Source organism: Aeromicrobium panaciterrae, from assembly GCF_039537165.1.
Classification (GTDB): Bacteria; Actinomycetota; Actinomycetes; order Propionibacteriales; family Nocardioidaceae; genus Aeromicrobium; species Aeromicrobium panaciterrae.
In genome coordinates this window covers 688,166-706,239 of sequence record NZ_BAAAZZ010000002.1, presented here as the reverse complement: position 1 = coordinate 706,239, position 18,074 = coordinate 688,166, and the positions used below count along the sequence as shown (strand labels likewise).

The window sequence follows — 18,074 nt, the reverse complement described above, 5'->3', positions numbered from 1 at the left end:
CACTGATGTCGAGACGGTCCAGAACGTCTCAGTAGAGTAGAAGAAACGAGGCGCCCGGAGGTGGCGGATGAGACGGATGATCGTGCTGATGGCCGGTCTCGTCGCGCTCATCGCCGTCGCGCTCATCGCGGTGGGCGTGATGGCCCAGTCGCCCGCCAGCACGCCGCGTTCGCAGCTCGAGCAGACCTCGCTCGCCGAGATCCCACGCCCGGCGCCGGAGCCACGGTTCACCCGTACGACGTACGCCGCCACCGACCTCGACGGCGCCACGGCACTCCTCGACGTGTGCAAGGGCCCGATCGCGGTGTTCGTCGGGACCAACCGGCCCACCCTGATCGCCGAGCACGACTACTGCGGCGGATCGTCGTGGATGTCGAAGGTCAAGGTCGGCGATGCGGTCAGGATCGACGGCGACGGCGTCGACGACGGCATCTTCGTGGTGACCAGCCTGACGTACGAGACCCGCCACGAGGTCAGGGTCGGCGACCTTCCCGACGCCGACGCGGTGCTCCAGACGTGCGTCACGAAGACCAAGCTCGTCCTCGCCGGCCTCGAGCGCTACGAAGCCTGAACAGGCCCTGACCCGTTCGGGCCATACCCATCCCGCGCGTCTCGCCCTAGCGTGAGGATGCGTGCCCTGTGCACGTCATGAGCCGATGGGAGCGGACATGAAGAAGCGAGTCAGGGACCTCGCACGTCGCGGTGAGCGCGGTGTGACATCGATCGAGTACGGACTGATCGCGACCACGATCGCCCTCCTCGTGGCGGCCGGAGTGTTCGGTCTCGGACCCAAGGTCCTGGCGCTGTTCCAGGCAATCTAGCTCCGGAACGGCACGCGGCGCGCGCGATCGTGCACCCCGAGCCGATGCGCGTCCATAGTCAGAAGTGACTACCAAGAATGATCCTCGAAAGCCGTCACAGACCGGTTTTTCGGCTCTAGGTTCTGGCTTGGGAGAGTCACTCAGTCGAGTGGTTTACAAAAGTTAGAGGGAGTAACTCAGATGTCTGCATTCAACAAGCTGTTCGCAGTTCTTTCGACGTTCCAGGCTCGTGTCGAGCGCAAGGACGAGGAGGGCGTCACCGCGATCGAGTACGCGCTCATGGCCGGCGGAATCGCCTTGATCATCGCCGCGGCCCTGCTCGTCCTGGGTCCGAAGATCAACGGCCTCTTCAACGGCATCAGCCTGTAAGTCGAACACCACTCGGCGCTCTCGGGGCGCTGGTGTCGCGTCGTGAATCCCCGGGTTCACGGCGCGGCGTGGTTTCGGCCGAGATCATGACTCGTCATGCTCGGGGCGAACGCGGAGTCGCGACTGTCGAGTTCGCGTTGATCGTCCCCTTTCTTCTGCTGCTGATCTGTGGCGTCATCGACTTCGGTGAGCGTTACAAGACCGCTGCCCAGTACAACAACGCGGCGTTCGTCGCGGCGCGCTCCATGACCATCGAGAACAGTGCTGCGAAGGCCAAGGCCGCCGCGATCAATGCCGGTATGCCGAGCACGCTCACGCCGGTCATCACGTTCACGTCCGGCTACAGCTCGTGCAGCCAGGCAGGCGACGGCTCGTTCGGGAACGTGACGGTGACGATCACCAACTCGTCCAAGGCGACCGCCACCAAGTTCTTCGGCAGCACCTACTCAGTGACCGGAAAGGCGGTGGCGCGATGCAGTGGAACATGAGTCGTCGGGAACGCCACGGCGAGCGGGGGGTGACCGCGCTGCTCGTGGGCATCCTCGCCACCGCACTCATCGGTGCCGTGGGGATGAGCGTCGACGTGGGCAACGCCTACGTGCAGCGAGACAAGCTGCAGACCGCCGCTGACAATGCCGCTCTGGCGATCGCGCAGGACTGTGCCCTGTACAGGCCCACGTGCTACTCCGCCAATGGCAATGCGCCAAGGTCCACCGCGAACTTCGTCGTCGAGCAGAACATCAGCGGGGCGACGACGGGAGTCCAGGGCACCATCACGCCCGCGTCCACGTCCGTCACGGTCACGTCGACGAAGGTCATGCCGTTCTCGTTCGCCAAGCTCGTCGGCGTTGGGTCGAAGACCGCGTCCGTCAGTGCGACGGCCACCTGGGACAAGGCGCCCGCCGAAGGCTATCCGCTGCTTCCGCTGGCGGTCGGCTACTGCCAGTGGAAGGCGAACGCGTTCCCGGCCACACAGAACATCCTGATCCGGACCGACCTCTTGAGCGCGACCCTCAAGGGCCTCATCGCGACGCTGAACCTGTTGGGGCTTCCGCTGACCAACTGGTTCCCCAACTCGACGTGCACCGGCAGCGCCGGCAACACCCTGAACATGAGCAACGGCGCCGTGTGGCTCACCGCGCTGGTCGACGCGTTGGACCTCTTCGACATCAGCGACATGTCGATGTGCAACATGAAGGTCAAGATCTTCACCACGATGCTCGTCACCACCGTGACGCCGGTCATCGCTCCGACAGCTTGTGTCAACAAGCTCAAGCTCGGAACGATCGCGATGATCCCGATCTACGAGTCGTTGTCGCCGCTCACGGTGCTCTCGTCGTCGATCACCCTGCGGATTGTCGGATTCGCCCCGTTCAAGATCACGGGCTGGATCGAGCCCGGCAATGCCAAGAACGACGCAAGTGCCACGCCGGGCTGCCTGAACATCCTCACGTTGACCTGCCAGGGCATCCAAGGGCATTTCGTGCGATCTGTTGTCCAGGACCCCGACCAGGTCTTCGCGTACGACAGCGCTGCACCGGACCTCGGCGGCGTGAAGCTCGCCACTCGATTGACCAACTAGCCATGAGAAGGGAAACAGACTCGTGAAGAAGAAGCTGGTCGCACTCATCAGCGCGGTGGTCCTCGCGATCATCGGCGTGATCTCGCTGGTCAGCTACGCCCAAGGAGCCGATGAGCGGGCGTTCGCCGACGCCAAGCTGGTCGAGGTGCTGGTGGTGAAGACGGAGATCCCGACGGGCACCCCCGCGACTCGCATCACGACGGCGGTGGAGGTCAAGAAGGTGCCGGCAAGCGTCCGCGCGGAGGGAGCCTTGACCAACCTCGACTCGGTCAGGGCGCTGTCCACCAACGTCGACCTGAAGCCGGGGGAGCAGGTCCTCAAGGCGCGGTTCGGCGGCGTGCCGGGCAAGGGCAAGTCGTCCGCGCTGCCGGCGGGCATGCAGGAGCTCAGCATCACCCTGTCGGCGCCGCGCCTGCCGACCGGGGGCATCAAGGCGGGGGATCGCGTGGGGGTGGTCGTGAGCTACGTCAAGAAGGACAACGATGGCGGCTACACCAACGTCGTGAAGAACGACGTGCTCGTCACCCGGGTGTCCACCTCCGTCGTGAGCAAGGTCGGCGCCGAGGAAGCCGGAGTTCCGTCATTGGTGACGCTCGCCGTCTTCCCCATGGACGCCGAGAAGATCATCAACGCAGCTGAGTTCGGAAAGGTCTGGCTGACGCTGCAGAACCCTCAGACCGATACCGGTGGCTCGAAGCTGATCGAGTCGAAGGACGTGATCAAGTGAGCAGGATTCTCCTCTTGGGCGGCGATGGCGGCTTGGAGTACCGATTGGGACAGTTCCCCGGCAACCTCCTGGTGCCGATTGCGGCCAGCGTGGTCGAGCGGCCGGAGTTCGATCTGAGAAGTCTCATGGTCGAGGACCACCTCCCGGACATCGTGGTCTTCGGGCCGCAGGTGACCCGGCACACGGCGATGTCACTCGCCAGCCTGCTGGACGCGATGCATCCGCAGATCACCGTGGTCCTGGTCGCCGATCCCACGACCGACGTGATGCTCGAGGCCATGCGTTCCGGTATCCGCGACGTGCTGTCGCCGGAGGCAAGCGACGAGGAGTACCGCATCATGCTCCTCAAGGCCCATGACCACTCGTCGCGCCGCGACCTGCGTCGGAGGTCGACCGACACCGAGGTCGAGCGTGTGGTGGAGAGTCGCGTCGTCGTGGTGGCCTCGCCGAAGGGTGGGGTGGGCAAGTCCACGATCGCCGTGAACCTCGCAGTGGGACTGGCCCGCCAGGCACCCATGGACGTGGTGCTGGTCGACCTCGACCTGCAGTTCGGAGACATCGCCACGCACCTCGACCTCAAGCCGGCACACTCCCTCGCGGATGTCTTCGCGAGCCAGGGCGGAGTGGACACGCTGCTGCTCAAGACCTTCCTCACGGCGCATCCGGCCAACTTCTACGCACTGTGCGGGTCGGAGTCGCCCGCTGCGGCCGACAAGGTCGGGCCCAAGCAGGTCAGGGCCCTTCTGAGCTCGTTGGCGGCGCAGTTCCGCTACGTCATCGTCGACACGGGTGCCGGTCTCGACGAGCCCACCCTGGCCGCGCTCGAGGAGGCGAACGACGCCGTGTTCGTCTCGAGCATGGACGTGGCCAGCGTGCGCAACGTGCGCAAGGAGATCGAGGTGCTTGCGACGCTCAGCATCCTGCCGGGGGCCCGGCACCTGGTGCTCAACTTCGCCGATCGTGACTCCGGTCTGACGGTTCGCGACGTCGAGGCGGTCGTCGGGCTGCCGGTGAACGTCGTCGTACCCCGAGCCGTCGAGGTGTCGCTGTCGTCCAATCGTGGAGTGCCCGTCCTGATGGCGAAGAAGGGCGGCCCCGCCGCCAAGGCCATGAACAACGTCGTCAAGCGACTCGAGAGTGACGGCGAGAGCGCGAAGCCGGCGTTCGCGCACAAGGGCGTGGCGCTGACATGAGCAGTCTCAGCGAGCGGCTGGAGTCGGCCCGGCTCAACACCGAGCCGGTGGAGGCCTACGCGCGCCCACGGTCTGTGCAGAAGCGCGCTGTCGAGGAGGTCGAGCCTGCGAAGGTCGATGCCTTCGCCGCGGTCAAGGCGCGAGCCATCGGGGCGCTGTTCGACACGATCGGCTCGCGCATCAGCGACGCCAGCCTGACGGAGGAACAGCTGCAGGACTTCGTGCGCGAGGAGCTCGCGCGCATCGTCGCATCCGAGCAGCTGCTTCTCACGGCAGACGAGCGCAGCAGGCTGATCCAGGACATTGAGGACGACGCGCTCGGTCTCGGGCCGCTGCAGCGGTTGCTGGAGGACGACACCGTCTCCGAGATCATGGTGAACGGTCACGAGAAGATCTATGTCGAACGTGGCGGACGCCTCATCGACAGCGGAATGCGCTTCGCCTCCGAGGAGCACCTGCGTCGGGTCATCGAGCGGATCGTCGCCAACGTCGGTCGACGCATCGACGAGTCGTCCCCGCTCGTGGATGCGCGACTGGCAGATGGCTCTCGTGTCAATGCGGTCATCCCGCCCTTGGCGGTCAGGGGCTCGTCACTGACGATCCGCAAGTTCTCCGCGACCCCGTTCCAGGTGTCGGACCTCGTGCGTTTCAAGTCGATCACCGAGCCGATGGCCGAGCTGCTCAACGCGTGCGTGCAGGCCCGACTCAACATCATCGTCTCGGGCGGCACGGGTACGGGCAAGACGACACTGCTGAACGTGCTCTCGTCGTTCATCCCGTCCGACGAGCGGATCGTGACGATCGAGGACGCCATCGAGCTGAAGCTCCAGCAGGATCACGTGGTGAGCCTCGAGAGCAGGCCGCCGAACATCGAGGGCCAGGGCGCGATCTCGATCCGTGACCTCGTGCGCAACTCGCTGCGCATGCGTCCGGACCGCATCGTGGTGGGCGAGGTCCGAGGTGGCGAGAGCCTCGACATGCTCCAGGCGATGAACACCGGTCACGACGGCTCGCTGTCGACGGTCCACGCCAACTCACCGAGAGACTCCGTGGCTCGCCTGGAGACCCTGGTGCTGATGGCGGGCATGGACCTGCCGCTGCGTGCCGTACGCGAGCAGATCGCGTCGGCCGTGGACGTGATCGTCCAGCTGACCAGGTTGCGGGACGGAACGCGCCGCGTCACCCACGTCACCGAGGTGCTCGGCATGGAGCAGGACACCGTCGTGCTCCAGGACATCTTCCTGTTCGACTTCGCCGCCGGCACCGATGTGGAAGGTCGCTTCCTCGGGGTGCCGAAGTTCACCGGAATCCGCCCACGGTTCATGGACAAGTTCGAGGAGTACGGAATCCCGTACTCGCCCGAGGCATTCATGTCGGCCCTTGCCGGTGGGAGTCACTGATGCTGGTACTGGGTCTCTTCGCCACGTGCGCCGCGCTCGGGCTGACCTCCTACGCCTTGTTCGCGCCCAGTGTGGGCAAGCTCGAGCTGTCGCGACGTCGGCCCACCGGTACGGCGCCGAGGTCGCAGCTCACAGCCGTCGCCGACGGGCTGGTGAGCCTGGTGGACTCAGTGCTCAAGACTCGTGGCTGGGTCCCGTTCCCTGCGGCCGAGATCGAGATGGCATCGGTTCGCATGACACCAGGCTCGCTGGTCGTGATGGTCTCGTCGTTCGCGCTGGTGGTGCTCGTGCTCGTCAGCGCAGCCAGCGGCCATCTCCTCGTGGGGATCGTGTGCGCCGTCCTCGTACCAGTCATCGCCAAGGTCGTGCTGCGCAAGCGTGGTGGCAAGCGGCGGCAGGCCTTCGCCGACCAGCTCGACGAGTCGCTGCAGATGATCGCGTCGGCTCTCCGGGCAGGACACAGCCTTGTGCGCGCGCTCGACACCGCATCGCGCGAGGCCCCGGCTCCCACCTCAGAGGAGTTCGCCCGGATCGTGAACGAGAACCGGATTGGTCGCGACCTGGTCGAGGCGATGAACGTGACCGCCGATCGCATGGACAGCCAGGACTTCCGATGGGTCGCCGAGGCTGTTGCGGTGCAACGCGACACCGGTGGCAACCTCAACGAAGTGCTTGACGGAGTCGGAGACACGATCAGGGAGCGCAACCGCATCCTGCGTGAGGTGCAGACCCTGTCCGCGGAGGGACGTATGTCGGCGGTCGTCCTGATGATCCTGCCGGTCCTGGTCGGTGGCGGCATGACGGTCGTCAACCCCGGATACATGGCGCCCCTGTTCGACGGGGCAACGGGGTTCATCGTTCTCGGCTTCGGGCTCTTCCTGTTCACGATCGGCGGACTGTGGATGCGTGCCGTCGTCAACGTGAGGGTGTGATCGCGGTGCTTCCACTCCTTCTGGGCGTGCTGTGCCTGGTGCTGGCCGTGGCGCTCCTCGTGCCCGCTCTGGAGCTCGAGCCCTCCAACAAGAAGAAGATGAAGGCCCGGATCCGTGAGCTGCAGGCACGCCCCGAGAAGGGTGTGACAGCGGTCAAGAAGCGTCAGCTCTCGTCGACCAACGCTGCGCTCGGAGCCCTGCGGCTCGTCTCAACCCCGAGTGGCATTGCCCGCCTGGAGCGCCACCTCTCTCTCGCGGGTCGCAATCCGGACCGGCTTCCGGTCGTGCTCCTCGCCAAGGTCGCGGCCCCCGCCATCATCCTGGTGTTCGGCGCGATCGTCGTGCCGTCAGTGGGATCTCCCCTGGCGTGGTTGATCTACGTCGTCGCGATCGGCGTCTCGTACTTCGCACCCGACATCATCGTGCACGGCCGCGCCGTGGAACGGCAGACCAAGATGACGTACGACCTGCCCGACATCCTCGACCAGATCGTCATCTCGATCGAGGCGGGAATGGGATTCGAGTCTGCTCTCGCACGTGTTGGAGCCAACAACCATGGTCCGCTCGGGGAGGAGATCGTCAGGACCGTGCAGGACATGAGTCTCGGCATGTCGCGTCGCGACTCCTACCTTGCGCTGGCGAGTCGCAACGACGTGGAGGATCTCAAGCGATTCACCAAGAGCATCGTGCAGGCCGAAGAATTCGGCGTTCCGATCTCGCGCGTCGTACGGATCCAGGCGGACGAGATGCGCGACAAGCGCCGCCAGCGCGCGCGAGAGACAGCCATGAAGGTGCCGGTCAAGCTGCTGTTCCCGATGCTGACGTGCATCATGCCGGTGCTGTTCATCGTGATCCTGACGCCGGCGATCCTCTCGCTGGGCAAGGTCCTGTAAGCCTTGCCACCGTACTTTACATTTGTTACCTTCTTGTAAAGCACCTCCCGAAACGGGGACTCCCAGGGTGCGCAAGGAGGACCACCATGACGATCCAGGCACACGTCGACGGCGTCGACATCCAGTGGCGCGACCGCAAGAGATATCTGTGGATCGTGGGTGCACTCGTACCCCTGATCCCGGTCGGCATGTGGGGTCTCTACGCATGGACCGGTTCTGACCTCGCGTGGTACTTCGGCCCGTTCTTCGTGTTCGTGCTGATCCCGATCGCCGACCTGCTCGCCGGCATCGACCCCGACAACCCTCCGGACGAGGTCATCGAGGCACTGGAGGAGGACCGTTACTACCGCTGGGTCACGTACGCGTTCATCCCCGTGCAGATCGCCGGACTCATCTGGGGCGCCTACCTCCTGGGTGGCGGCACGCTCCCTGGGATCGATGATCCCCTGACAGTCGTGCAGAAGATCGGCCTGGCCCTCGGCCTCGGCATGGTCGCCGGCATCGGCATCAACACCGCGCACGAGCTGGGCCACAAGAAGGAGGAGTACGAGCGCTGGTTCGCCCGCGTCGCCCTCGCCCAGACGTTCTACGGCCACTTCTTCATCGAGCACAACCGCGGCCATCACGTACGCGTCGCCACCCCGGAGGACCCGGCCAGCGGCCGACTCGGTGAGACGGTGTGGGAGTTCATGCCGCGCACCATGTGGGGCAGCCTCACGAGCGCCTGGGGCCTTGAGAAGAAGCGCTTCGAGCGCCAGAAGAAGAGCCACTGGTCGCTCAAGAACGACCTGTTCAACGCCTGGATGTTCTCCGTCGTGCTGTGGGGCGGTCTGACGATCGCCTTCGGTCCGGAGATCCTGCCGTACCTCGTGCTCCAAGCCATCACCGGCATCTGGCTGCTCGAGTCGGTCAACTACCTCGAGCACTACGGCATGAAGCGCCAGAAGCTCGAGTCCGGCCGCTACGAGCGGGTCAACCCGAGCCACAGCTGGAACAGCAACAACATCGGTACGAACGTGCTGCTCTACCACCTGCAGCGCCACAGCGACCACCACGCCAACCCCACCCGCCGCTACCAGGCCCTGCGTGACTTCAAGGAAGCGCCGGTCCTGCCGACGGGTTATGCCGGCATGATCGTCCTGTCCTGGGTGCCGCAGATCTGGCGCTCGGTCATGGACAAGCGCGTCATGCGCCACTACGAGGGCGACCTCAGCCTCGCCAACGTCCACCCGCGGACAGCAGCCAAGTACGCGAGGAAGTACGGCGCCGGCTCGGGGGAGAAGGTGGCCGCGTGAGCCAGTTCATCTGCCCCAACTGCGAGTACGTCTACGACGAGGACAAGGGTGATCCTCGCGAGGGCTGGCCGGCCGGAACTCCGTTCGCCGAGGTCGACGCCGACTGGACGTGCCCCGACTGCGGCGTGCGTGAGCAGGTCGACTTCGTGCCGATCGAGGAGTTCGAGCACAACGACCAGGACGGCAATGTCATCGCCGCCGAGACACGGGCAACTGCCCAAGAAGGCAGTGCCGCCGAGACCCGCAACCTGAAGGAACAGAAATGAAGCGTTGGGAATGCCAGCAGTGCGGGTTCATCTACGACGAGGCCGAGGGTTGGGAAGAGGAGAACATCCCGCCCGGCACCAAGTGGGAGGACATCCCCGACGACTGGAGCTGCCCCGACTGCGGCGCGGCCAAGGCTGACTTCACGATGGTCGAGCTGGTCTGACCATGACGAGCCGCACGGTGATCGTGGGCGCGGGCGTCGCCGGGGTGAGCGCCGCCGGCGGTCTTCGTGCAGGGGGATACGAGGGCGAGATCGTCCTGATCGGCGACGAGCCCGAGCTGCCCTACCGCCGGCCGCCCGTCTCCAAGGAGGTCGTCCGCGGAGAGAAGATCGTGGACGAGATCCGCATCAAGAAGGCCGAGTGGTACTCCGCCCAGGAGATCACCCTCCGTACCGGCACGACCGTCACCTCGATCAACGACGGCACGGCGACTCTTGTTGACGGCGACGAGCTCACGTACGACCAGCTGCTGCTCGCGACAGGGGGTCGCGCCCGCAACCCGTGGGACGCGCTCGGCATCCGTACGCTCCGCTCGGTCGCCGACGTCCCGCAGCTGCAGGCCGAGATGGCAGCCGGCAAGCACCTCATCGTCGTGGGCGCAGGTCTGATCGGTTCCGAGATCGCCGCCAGCGCCCGTGGCCTGGGCTGCGAGGTGACCCTGCTCGAGACGGCGCCGCTGCCGCTGCCGCACCTGCTGCCGGCGGAGCTGTCGCAGATGTACGTCGACCTGCACAAGGCCGAGGGCACCGACCTCCACACCGGCGTCACGGTCGAGTCGATCACGGATGAAGGCGAGACTGTCGTACGCGCCGACGACGGGCGTTCGTGGTCCGGACCCGTCGTCGTGGTCGCGGTCGGCATGCAGCCCAGCACCGATCTCGCCGAGCAGGCAGGTCTCACGATCGCCCCGCCCGAGGACGGCGGCGGCATCGTGGTCGACGAGTTCGGCCACACATCGGTCGCCGGAATCTTCGCCGCGGGCGATGTCGCCAACCAGCCCAACCTGGTGCTCGGCGGCCGCCACCGCGTCGAGCACTGGCAGGGCGCCCAGAACCACGGCACCGCTGTCGGCAAGGTCATGGCGGGAGGCGACCTGGCGTTCGACGAGGTCCCGTGGTGCTGGTCTGACCAGTACGGACACACGTTGCAGGTCGTCGGCTGGCCCCTCGCGACCCACGAGCTGGTGGTCCGCGGATCGTTGAGCGACCACGACTTCACCGCCTACCTGCTCGAGGACGGAATCGTACGCGGCGCCGTCGCGATGGCCCGCCCCCGCGACATCCGCACCGCACGCACATGGATCGCCGAGCACGCCCGCCTCGAGGATGTCCTTCAGTGACGGTCGAGGTGCGAGCGCCCGTACGAGAGCGACTGCTCGACGCCGCACAGGACGTCATCGAGCGATCGGGTTGGTCGAGCCTCACCATGGCGGGCATCGCCGATGTGGCCGGTGTCAGCCGGCAGACGGTCTACAACGAGTTCGGCAACAAGCACGGACTCGCCGAGCAGCTTGCCATGCGCGAGCTGGGGCGATTCCTTGACGTCGTGCGCCAACGTATGGGGGCGGAGACGACGCTCGTCGACGGGATCCGCGCCGCCTGTGAAGGTGCGCTGCTCATGGGGGAGCAGAGCCTGCTGGTCCGCACGATCGTGACGTCGTTGCCCGAGGAGCAGGACGCAGACTTCCTGCAGATCCTGACCACGGAATCGGGCGAGATCGTCGAGGCGGCCGTGGCGGTCGTCAAGCAGTCGGTCCTCGATCTCTACCCCCCGGTGCCTCTGACCGACCCCGAGCTCGAGGTCGCCGTCGAGGTCGTCGTACGCCTCGTGCTGTCGGCGATCACCCGACCGTCGAAGCCGCCGCACGAGGCGGCCGGCGACATCGCGTGGGTCGTCGGCCTCGCGCTCAGGGGAGCTGCGATCAGCGACCAGTGACCCCGTCGATCGCCTGACGCAGGATGTCGGCGTGACCGTTGTGGCGGGCGTACTCGCCGATCATGTGCACGTACATCATGCGCAGCGACATGTCCTCGCCATGGTTTTGGAAGGTGTGGTCGAACGACAGGCCGGCGACCGCCTCGTCGCCGAGGCGCCACTCCTCCTGGATCTGCTCGAACGCTTCAGGTGCCTCGCCGGGATCGAGGTGCTCGAAGTCGTGGTCCTTGCCCAGTGCCAGGTCGTAGAGCGGGTCGACGCCGGTCGCCCCCGCCCGGATGCGGAACCAGATGCGCTCGACCTTCGCCATGTGGCGTACGAGACCCAGCAGCGACAGGTTGGACGGTGCGACCGGCTGCAGCACCAGCTGCTCGGCGGTCAGGCCCGCACAGATGTTGAGCAGGGTCACGCGCTCCCACTGCAGGAAGGTCTCGAGGATGGGGCGATCGGGTCCGGTCAGCGGCCCGTCCACGGGTTTGAACGAAGGCGCGGTCCAAGGGGAAGACATTGCGCCATCGTTCCACGCGCTAGATCCAGCGGTTGAACCACATGCGGTCGCGCCAGCCGTCGTAGCTGATCAGGTCGTCGGTGTAGATCGGGTGGAAGTACCAGAACGTCACGATTACTGCCGTCAGCAGGACACCCGCGACGAGCCACAGCGCGTACCGCTGGCGGGCGTTCTCGGCGGCCTTCGCCAGGCTGTCGACGACCAGCGAGATCGCGATGATCGTGAACGGGATCGTGACGACGGCGTAGAACGAGAAGATCGGCCGGCCCGACGAGATGAACCACGGCAGCCAGGTTGCCGCGACGCCCAGGACGGGGATGGCCCAGCGCCAGTCCTTGGTGGTCACCCACGCGACAACCGACGCGATCAGGGCGAGAGCGCCGGTCCACCACAGGATGGGGTTGCCGAGGAGCAGCACCTCGCGCATGCAGCTCGACGTCGCCGCCGCACCGCACGACTCGGCGGGCAGATTGTTCTGGGCGTCGACGCCGACCGGCCGCTCCATCACGAGCCATCCGAGCGGGTCGGACTGGTAGGGATGCGTCTTGTGCGCGAGGTAGTCGCCGGTGTGGAAGTCCCACGTGATCACGTGGTAGTGCCACAGCGACCTGAACGCATCGAGCGTGGGTCCGAACGGGCCTCCGGTCGGGTCGGTCACGTACGAGCCCCAGCCGGGCTCCTCGCCGAAGCCGAGGCCGAAGCGCTGCTCATACAGGTCGTGGTGGATCAGCCAGCCCGTCCAGGTGGCGAGGTAGACGACGAATGCGACCCCGACGATCGACACGAACGCCGGCAGGCCGACCGCCAACGACGTACGCACCCAGTGGTGCTTCAGCCCACGCTCGTGCGAGTGCTGGCGGCGAGCCAGCACCTCCCACACGACGACGAGCACGCCGAACACCGCGAGGACGTACACACCGCTCCACTTGGTGCCGCATGCCATGCCGAAGCAGACGCCGGCGAGCAGCTGCCACGGGCGCAGCACCCGGTAGCCGTGGATGCGCTCACGCACCCAGTCGCGGTCGGCTACGAGGCAGGCCACGGCGCTGACCAGCCAGAACGCGAGGAACCCGTCGAGCAGGGCAATGCGTGACATCACGAAGTGCAGACCGTCGAAGCACAGGAGCAGTCCGGCGAAGCAACCGATGATCGTCGAGCCGGTGAGTCGCCGCACGAGGCGAGCCAGCACCAGCACCGTCAGCGCTCCGACGACGACGGCCGAGATGCGCCAGCCGAACGAGTCGAGCCCGAAGAAGTGCTCGCCGATCGCGATGAGCCACTTGCCGCCGTCGGGGTGGGTGATCTGTGACGGTTGTCCCGTCATGATCCCGTCGAGGTCGCCGGCCACGACCTTGTCGTTGGCCTTCTCCACGAAGTCCTGGACGTAGCCGTGCTGCAGCAGCGAGTAGGCGTCCTTGGCGTAGTAGGTCTCGTCGAACATCAGCCGGTTGGGGTAGCCGACGTTCCACACCCTCAGGACGAACGCGAGCAGCGCGACTCCGACGGGCCCGATCCATCCCCACGCACGATCGGAGACGCGATAGACGAGCACGGGTCGATCGTAAGCGAGCCCCAAGAGCGGTGGATCCTCAACCGATAGGGACCTCTCGGCAACGATCGGTGCCCACACAACCGAAACCGTCGTCTTTGGGTTGAAGATCCACCGCCCATCGCCGCCCACATGGCGAGGAGCTGCGCCGTACGTCCACAGTCCCGCGGATGGTCGTTGCCGCTACCGGGCGGACGAGATTGCACTGGCTCGATGCGAACCCCGAGCCCCGTCCCTGCGCATCTCCGCCATCGAGCCTTCGCCCGCTCCGAGGCGCTCGAGGCCGGGATCACCCCGCGGATGCTCCAGCACCCGCGATTCGAGCTGGTCCTCCCTTCGGTCTATCGGTTGCGCGGTGTCGAGCTGACGCCACGCCAATGGATTGCCGCCGCCCACCAGGCGTTGCCGGCCGATGCGCGGCTGAGCCATGCGACGGTGCTCTGGGAGCTGGGACTCGAGCTGGGTGGCTTCAAGCCGATGCACTTCACGGTTGCACGCGACCTGCACCTTGCCATCGACGACGTCTTCCTGCACCGGACCGAGGTCATGCCGCCGTCGGACGACCGGCGCGTCTCGGTCGAGGCCGCGTTCGTCGGCGCCGCCGTGTCGATGCGGCTCATCGACGTGATCGCCGCGGGAGACTGGCTGCTCCATCGCGAATACATGACGAAGGCATCGCTGGCTGCCTTCATCGAGCGAGACTCCTGGAGACCCGGGACAGCGGTCGCCCGTGAGGCGCTCAGGTGGATCGATCGACGTTCGAGGTCGCTCAAGGAGTCTGAGACTCGCTGCATCCTGGTCTTCTCCGGGTTGCCCGTGCCGGAGCTCAACCTGGATGTGTTCGGCCAGCACGGCGTGTTCCTGGGCTGCGGCGACCTGGTCTATCGCCGGTGGAAGGTGTTGATCGAGTACGAAGGGCGCCAGCATGCGGACGATCCCGCCCAATTCGCCAGCGACATGGATCGCTATGCGCGGTGGAGGGCGGACGGCTGGGAGTACGTACAAGTCGTCCAGGCGCGGCTGCACACGCCGCGTACCCTCGTCCAACAGGTTCACCGCGTGCTCGTCAATCGCGGCTATGACGGCGTCGCACCTGTGTTCGGTGCCCAGTGGCACAGCCTTTTCGCCAGATCGGGTCGAGCGATCCGGGGCATCATCGCTGCGTAGAGAGGCGGTGGATCCTCAACCCAATCGGCTGCCATACGGTTGAACGGGCACCGATCGATGCGTTGTGGCCGTATTCGGTTGAGGATCCACCGCTCCTGGCTGGGAGGATGGACGCATGCTGATCCTCGCTGCGACACCCATCGGCCAGGTTGCTGATGCGAGCAGCCGGCTCGGCGAGGCGCTGGCGACTGCCGATGTCGTCGCTGCCGAGGACACCCGTCGGCTCAAGCGGCTCACCTCCGAGCTCGGCATCGAGATCACGGGCCGCGTCGTCTCGTACTTCGAGGGCAACGAGGAGCGTCGTACGCCCGAGCTGGCCGCGATGCTCCGGGACGGGCTGACCGTCGTGCTGGTGACCGACGCGGGCATGCCCAGCGTCTCCGACCCGGGCTACCGGCTGGTCGTCGCCGCAATCGAGGCCGGCATCGCCGTGACCGCGATCCCGGGGCCGTCCGCCGTGCTCACGGCGCTGGCAGTCTCGGGCCTGCCGGTCGACCGGTTCTGCTTCGAGGGCTTCCCGCCGCGCAAGGCGGGAGAACGTACGACGGCGTTCACCGAGCTGATCTCCGAACGCCGGACGATGGTGTTCTTCGAGTCGCCACACCGTACGGAGGCGACGCTGCGAGCCATGGCCGAGGTCTTCGGCGCATCAAGACCAGCGGCGGTGTGCCGCGAGCTCACCAAGACGTACGAGGAGGTGGCACGTGGCGGACTCGGCGAGCTCGTCGAGTGGGCTGCGAGACAGGAGCAGGGCATCCGCGGCGAGGTGACGATCGTGGTCGGCGGGGCGCCCGCCGATGCGCGTACGTACACCGCCGACGACCTCAAGGCGCTCGTCGCCGAGCGCCAGGCCGAGGGGCTGTCGCGCAAGGACGCGGTCGAACAGGTCGCGGGCGAGACGGGTGCCCGCAAGAAGGATGTCTACGACGCTGCGCACTCGTAATCGCCATGTAGACATAACACTAGGATTGAGGGCGTGTCAGATTCCACGTTCTACGTCACCACCCCGATCTACTACGTCAACGACGCCCCGCACATCGGGCACGGCTACACGACCGTCATGGGTGACATCATCACGCGCTGGCACCGTCAGCGCGGCGAGAACGTCTGGTACCTGACCGGCACCGACGAGCACGGCCAGAAGGTCCTCCGCAAGGCCGACGCCAACGGCGTCAGCCCGCAGGAATGGGTCGACAAGCTCGTCGAGGAGGAGTGGAAGCCGCTCCTCAAGACGCTCGACATCGCCAACGACGACTTCATCCGTACGACCGAGCAGCGCCACGAGGACGGCTCGAAGGCGTTCTGGCAGGACCTGTTCGACCGTGACGCCGTCTACAAGGGCAGCTTCTCGGGCTACTACAGCGTCGGCGCCGAGGAGTTCGTCGGCGATGACGACGTGGTGGACGGCGAGGGTGACGACGAGGGCTTCAAGGTCTCCAAGCTCGACGGCAGCCGGGTCGAGCACATGACGGAGGACAACTACTTCTTCCGGCTCAGCGACTACCAGCAGAAGCTGCTCGACTTCTATGACGCCAACCCCGGCTTCATCCAGCCCGAGTCGGTACGCAACGAGCTGATCTCGTTCGTCTCCCGCGGCCTGCGCGACCTCTCCATCTCGCGCTCGACGTTCGACTGGGGCATCGACGTGCCATGGGACGACAAGCACGTGATGTACGTCTGGATCGAGGCGCTGCTCAACTACGTGACAGCTGCCGGATATGGCGTCGACGACGAGCGCTACCAGGAGCTCTGGCCCGCCAACATCCACATCGTCGGCAAGGACATCGCCCGCTTCCACGCCGTGATCTGGCCGGCGATGCTGATGGCGGCCGGCCAGCCCGTGCCGCACCAGGTGTTCGCGCACGGTTGGATCCTGGTCGGCGGCCAGAAGATGTCGAAGTCCAAGGCCAACGGCATCCGCCCTGACGAGATCGTCGACACGTTCGGCTCCGACGCCTACCGCTACTACTTCGCGAGTGCGCTGACGTTCGGCAGTGACGGCTCGATCTCGTGGGAGGACATCCACGCCCGCTACCACGCCGAGCTCGCCAACGGCTTCGGCAACCTTGCGTCCCGCGTCGCCGCGATGATCGGCAAGTACGCAGGTGGCGCGCTGCCCGCCGCCGGTACGACCACCGCCGCCGAGCAGAAGGTCATCGACCTTGTCGCGGCGGCCGTGGCCGACGCCGACGCAGCGATCGACGCCGTCGCACCGCAGGACGCGCTGACCGCCGTGTGGCGCATCGTCGACGAGCTCAACGGCTACATCACCGAGCAGGCACCGTGGAAGGTTGCCAAGGACGATCCGCAGAGTGACCGTCTCGCCACGATCCTCGCCACCGCCGCAGAGGGCCTCAGGGTGCTCGCGGTCGTCCTCAACCCGGTGATCCCCAAGGCCGCGGCCGTGCTGTGGGACTCGCTCGGAGCTGAGCCGGCACTCGGCGCACTGTCGGAGCAGCGCATCGCCGGCGTCGCGGCCTGGGGCCAGCTGCCGACCGGCTCGACGATCACCAAGCCGTCGTCGCTGTTCCCGCGCATCGAGACTGCGTCCGAGTGAGCAAGCCAGCCGCCTGGCCGGACACGCCCGACCGGCTGCCGTTCCCCGTGGTGGACAACCACTGCCACATGGACATGCCGCCGAGGGACCTGCTGGGGATGACCGTCGACGAGGCGCTCGACCGGGCCGCCTCCGTCAACATCACCCGCATCGTCCAGGTGGGGTGTGACTTGCCGGGAGCGCGCTGGGCCGTCGAGACGGCGGCGGCGTACGACTCGGTGGTTGCGGCGGTCGCGCTGCACCCCAACGAGGCGCCGCGCCTGGCCCAGGCCGGCCAGCTCGAGGACGCGTTGGCGGAGATCGACTCGCTGGCCGGCTCGGGCGACCACGTACGCGCGGTCGGCGAGACCGGCCTCGACTACTTCAGGACCGGGGACGAGGGCAAGGAGGCGCAGCACCACTCCTTCCGCGAGCACATCCGGATGGCCAAGCGTCACGAGAAGGCGTTGATGATCCACGATCGCGATGCCCACGCCGACGTGCTGGAGATCCTCGACGACGAGGGCGTGCCCGACCGTACCGTGATGCACTGCTTCTCCGGCGACGCCGACTTCGCCACCGAGTGCGTTGAACGGGGCGCGTTCCTGTCGTTCGCCGGCACCGTGACGTTCAAGAACGCCGAGAACCTCCGCGAGGCGCTGCTCGTCACCCCCCGCGACCGCATCCTGGTGGAGACTGATGCGCCCTTCCTCACACCATCTCCGCATCGCGGCCAGCCCAACGCGTCCTACCTGATCCCGCTCACGGTGCGATTAATGGCTGGCGTTCTAGGGATTTCGGAAGAAGAACTCTGCCGCGACATCAACGCCAACACCGACCGGGCGTATGGCGGAACCTGGCCAGATCGAGTTTGATCCTGCGGCGGCCCTCGCTATGG

General features: G+C 66.4%; 21 protein-coding genes. 19 read left to right on the top strand and 2 right to left on the bottom strand.

Translation table 11 applies throughout. From position 1 onward, the window contains the following. The first annotated feature begins 67 nt into the window (after nucleotides 1–67). The 15 genes from ABD683_RS04025 to ABD683_RS03955 all read left to right on the top strand — a co-directional run bounded on the left by ABD683_RS04025 (nucleotide 68) and on the right by ABD683_RS03955 (nucleotide 11,416). Nucleotides 68–571 (top strand): hypothetical protein, encoded by a 504-nt coding sequence (locus ABD683_RS04025; protein ID WP_344767528.1) that lies wholly within the window; start codon nucleotides 68–70, stop codon nucleotides 569–571. Between the two features lie 97 nt (nucleotides 572–668). After that, complete coding sequence (locus tag ABD683_RS04020) at nucleotides 669–821, top strand: Flp family type IVb pilin (RefSeq protein WP_344767526.1); 153 nt, start codon at nucleotides 669–671, stop codon at nucleotides 819–821. 180 nt (nucleotides 822–1,001) lie between these two features. Continuing rightward, nucleotides 1,002–1,190: a Flp family type IVb pilin gene (locus ABD683_RS04015; RefSeq protein ID WP_344767524.1), complete on the top strand. Its 189-nt coding sequence runs from the start codon at nucleotides 1,002–1,004 to the stop codon at nucleotides 1,188–1,190. 86 nt (nucleotides 1,191–1,276) lie between these two features. After that, nucleotides 1,277–1,678: a TadE/TadG family type IV pilus assembly protein gene (locus ABD683_RS04010; protein WP_344767522.1), complete on the top strand. Its 402-nt coding sequence runs from the start codon at nucleotides 1,277–1,279 to the stop codon at nucleotides 1,676–1,678. Further along, on the top strand, nucleotides 1,675–2,772 hold the full coding sequence (locus ABD683_RS04005) for a pilus assembly protein TadG-related protein (RefSeq protein WP_344767521.1): 1,098 nt from the start codon (nucleotides 1,675–1,677) through the stop codon (nucleotides 2,770–2,772). The genes ABD683_RS04010 and ABD683_RS04005 overlap by 4 nt, the downstream gene beginning before the upstream one ends. Before the next feature lie 22 nt (nucleotides 2,773–2,794). Then, nucleotides 2,795–3,499, top strand: coding sequence for a Flp pilus assembly protein CpaB (cpaB, locus tag ABD683_RS04000; protein ID WP_344767519.1), 705 nt, complete (start codon nucleotides 2,795–2,797; stop codon nucleotides 3,497–3,499). Continuing rightward, the gene (locus tag ABD683_RS03995; protein WP_344767517.1) at nucleotides 3,496–4,692 is read left to right on the top strand and encodes a CpaE/TadZ family protein; all 1,197 of its coding nucleotides are present in this window, start codon (nucleotides 3,496–3,498) and stop codon (nucleotides 4,690–4,692) included. The genes cpaB and ABD683_RS03995 overlap by 4 nt, the downstream gene beginning before the upstream one ends. Next, nucleotides 4,689–6,092, top strand: coding sequence for a TadA family conjugal transfer-associated ATPase (locus tag ABD683_RS03990; RefSeq protein ID WP_344767515.1), 1,404 nt, complete (start codon nucleotides 4,689–4,691; stop codon nucleotides 6,090–6,092). Before ABD683_RS03995 ends, ABD683_RS03990 begins: the two co-directional genes overlap by 4 nt. Then, nucleotides 6,092–7,024: a type II secretion system F family protein gene (locus ABD683_RS03985; RefSeq protein ID WP_344767512.1), complete on the top strand. Its 933-nt coding sequence runs from the start codon at nucleotides 6,092–6,094 to the stop codon at nucleotides 7,022–7,024. Before ABD683_RS03990 ends, ABD683_RS03985 begins: the two co-directional genes overlap by 1 nt. Next, the gene (locus ABD683_RS03980) at nucleotides 7,021–7,917 is read left to right on the top strand and encodes a type II secretion system F family protein (RefSeq protein WP_344767509.1); all 897 of its coding nucleotides are present in this window, start codon (nucleotides 7,021–7,023) and stop codon (nucleotides 7,915–7,917) included. The genes ABD683_RS03985 and ABD683_RS03980 overlap by 4 nt, the downstream gene beginning before the upstream one ends. An 86-nt stretch (nucleotides 7,918–8,003) precedes the next feature. Beyond that, the gene (locus ABD683_RS03975; protein ID WP_344767507.1) at nucleotides 8,004–9,212 is read left to right on the top strand and encodes an alkane 1-monooxygenase; all 1,209 of its coding nucleotides are present in this window, start codon (nucleotides 8,004–8,006) and stop codon (nucleotides 9,210–9,212) included. Beyond that, on the top strand, nucleotides 9,209–9,478 hold the full coding sequence (locus tag ABD683_RS03970; protein WP_344767505.1) for a rubredoxin: 270 nt from the start codon (nucleotides 9,209–9,211) through the stop codon (nucleotides 9,476–9,478). Before ABD683_RS03975 ends, ABD683_RS03970 begins: the two co-directional genes overlap by 4 nt. Beyond that, nucleotides 9,475–9,642 carry a rubredoxin gene (locus tag ABD683_RS03965; RefSeq protein WP_344767503.1) on the top strand — a complete coding sequence of 56 codons (168 nt, stop codon included), beginning with the start codon at nucleotides 9,475–9,477 and terminating at the stop codon, nucleotides 9,640–9,642. Before ABD683_RS03970 ends, ABD683_RS03965 begins: the two co-directional genes overlap by 4 nt. A 2-nt stretch (nucleotides 9,643–9,644) precedes the next feature. Then, nucleotides 9,645–10,820, top strand: coding sequence for an NAD(P)/FAD-dependent oxidoreductase (locus tag ABD683_RS03960; protein WP_344767501.1), 1,176 nt, complete (start codon nucleotides 9,645–9,647; stop codon nucleotides 10,818–10,820). Further along, on the top strand, nucleotides 10,817–11,416 hold the full coding sequence (locus tag ABD683_RS03955; RefSeq protein WP_344767499.1) for a TetR/AcrR family transcriptional regulator: 600 nt from the start codon (nucleotides 10,817–10,819) through the stop codon (nucleotides 11,414–11,416). Before ABD683_RS03960 ends, ABD683_RS03955 begins: the two co-directional genes overlap by 4 nt. Here the strand turns inward: ABD683_RS03955 and ABD683_RS03950 are convergent. Next, entirely contained in the window at nucleotides 11,403–11,888 is a 486-nt protein-coding gene (locus tag ABD683_RS03950; RefSeq protein WP_344767497.1) for a DinB family protein, read from the bottom strand. The two genes, ABD683_RS03955 and ABD683_RS03950, sit on opposite strands and share 14 nt — an antisense overlap. 55 nt (nucleotides 11,889–11,943) lie before the next feature. Then, on the bottom strand, nucleotides 11,944–13,476 hold the full coding sequence (locus ABD683_RS03945) for a dolichyl-phosphate-mannose--protein mannosyltransferase (protein WP_344767495.1): 1,533 nt from the start codon (nucleotides 13,474–13,476) through the stop codon (nucleotides 11,944–11,946). A gap of 210 nt (nucleotides 13,477–13,686) precedes the next feature. On the opposite strand from ABD683_RS03945, the gene ABD683_RS03940 reads away from it, so the two are divergent. The 4 genes from ABD683_RS03940 (at nucleotide 13,687) to ABD683_RS03925 (ending at nucleotide 18,051) form a co-directional block, all read left to right on the top strand. Beyond that, complete coding sequence (locus ABD683_RS03940) at nucleotides 13,687–14,640, top strand: hypothetical protein (protein WP_344767493.1); 954 nt, start codon at nucleotides 13,687–13,689, stop codon at nucleotides 14,638–14,640. A gap of 115 nt (nucleotides 14,641–14,755) precedes the next feature. Further along, nucleotides 14,756–15,583: a 16S rRNA (cytidine(1402)-2'-O)-methyltransferase gene (gene rsmI, locus ABD683_RS03935; RefSeq protein ID WP_344767491.1), complete on the top strand. Its 828-nt coding sequence runs from the start codon at nucleotides 14,756–14,758 to the stop codon at nucleotides 15,581–15,583. Nucleotides 15,584–15,616: 33 nt separating this feature from the next. Then, nucleotides 15,617–17,197, top strand: coding sequence for a methionine--tRNA ligase (gene metG / locus ABD683_RS03930; protein WP_344767489.1), 1,581 nt, complete (start codon nucleotides 15,617–15,619; stop codon nucleotides 17,195–17,197). Further along, the gene (locus ABD683_RS03925; RefSeq protein ID WP_344767487.1) at nucleotides 17,194–18,051 is read left to right on the top strand and encodes a TatD family hydrolase; all 858 of its coding nucleotides are present in this window, start codon (nucleotides 17,194–17,196) and stop codon (nucleotides 18,049–18,051) included. Before metG ends, ABD683_RS03925 begins: the two co-directional genes overlap by 4 nt. Nucleotides 18,052–18,074: the final 23 nt, after the last annotated feature.

Bases quoted from the DNA above. Each gene is read 5' to 3' on its own strand.
- ABD683_RS03985 (WP_344767512.1), top strand. From the start codon at position 6,092: ATGCTGGTACTGGGTCTCTTCGCCACGTGCGCCGCGCTCGGGCTGACC.
- ABD683_RS04005 (WP_344767521.1), top strand. From the start codon at position 1,675: ATGAGTCGTCGGGAACGCCACGGCGAGCGGGGGGTGACCGCGCTGCTC.
- ABD683_RS03960 (WP_344767501.1), top strand. From the start codon at position 9,645: ATGACGAGCCGCACGGTGATCGTGGGCGCGGGCGTCGCCGGGGTGAGC.
- ABD683_RS03975 (WP_344767507.1), top strand. From the start codon at position 8,004: ATGACGATCCAGGCACACGTCGACGGCGTCGACATCCAGTGGCGCGAC.
- ABD683_RS04020 (WP_344767526.1), top strand. From the start codon at position 669: ATGAAGAAGCGAGTCAGGGACCTCGCACGTCGCGGTGAGCGCGGTGTG.
- rsmI (WP_344767491.1), top strand. From the start codon at position 14,756: ATGCTGATCCTCGCTGCGACACCCATCGGCCAGGTTGCTGATGCGAGC.
- ABD683_RS03965 (WP_344767503.1), top strand. From the start codon at position 9,475: ATGAAGCGTTGGGAATGCCAGCAGTGCGGGTTCATCTACGACGAGGCC.
- ABD683_RS04015 (WP_344767524.1), top strand. From the start codon at position 1,002: ATGTCTGCATTCAACAAGCTGTTCGCAGTTCTTTCGACGTTCCAGGCT.
- ABD683_RS04025 (WP_344767528.1), top strand. From the start codon at position 68: ATGAGACGGATGATCGTGCTGATGGCCGGTCTCGTCGCGCTCATCGCC.
- ABD683_RS03990 (WP_344767515.1), top strand. From the start codon at position 4,689: ATGAGCAGTCTCAGCGAGCGGCTGGAGTCGGCCCGGCTCAACACCGAG.
- ABD683_RS04010 (WP_344767522.1), top strand. From the start codon at position 1,277: ATGACTCGTCATGCTCGGGGCGAACGCGGAGTCGCGACTGTCGAGTTC.
- ABD683_RS03940 (WP_344767493.1), top strand. From the start codon at position 13,687: ATGCGAACCCCGAGCCCCGTCCCTGCGCATCTCCGCCATCGAGCCTTC.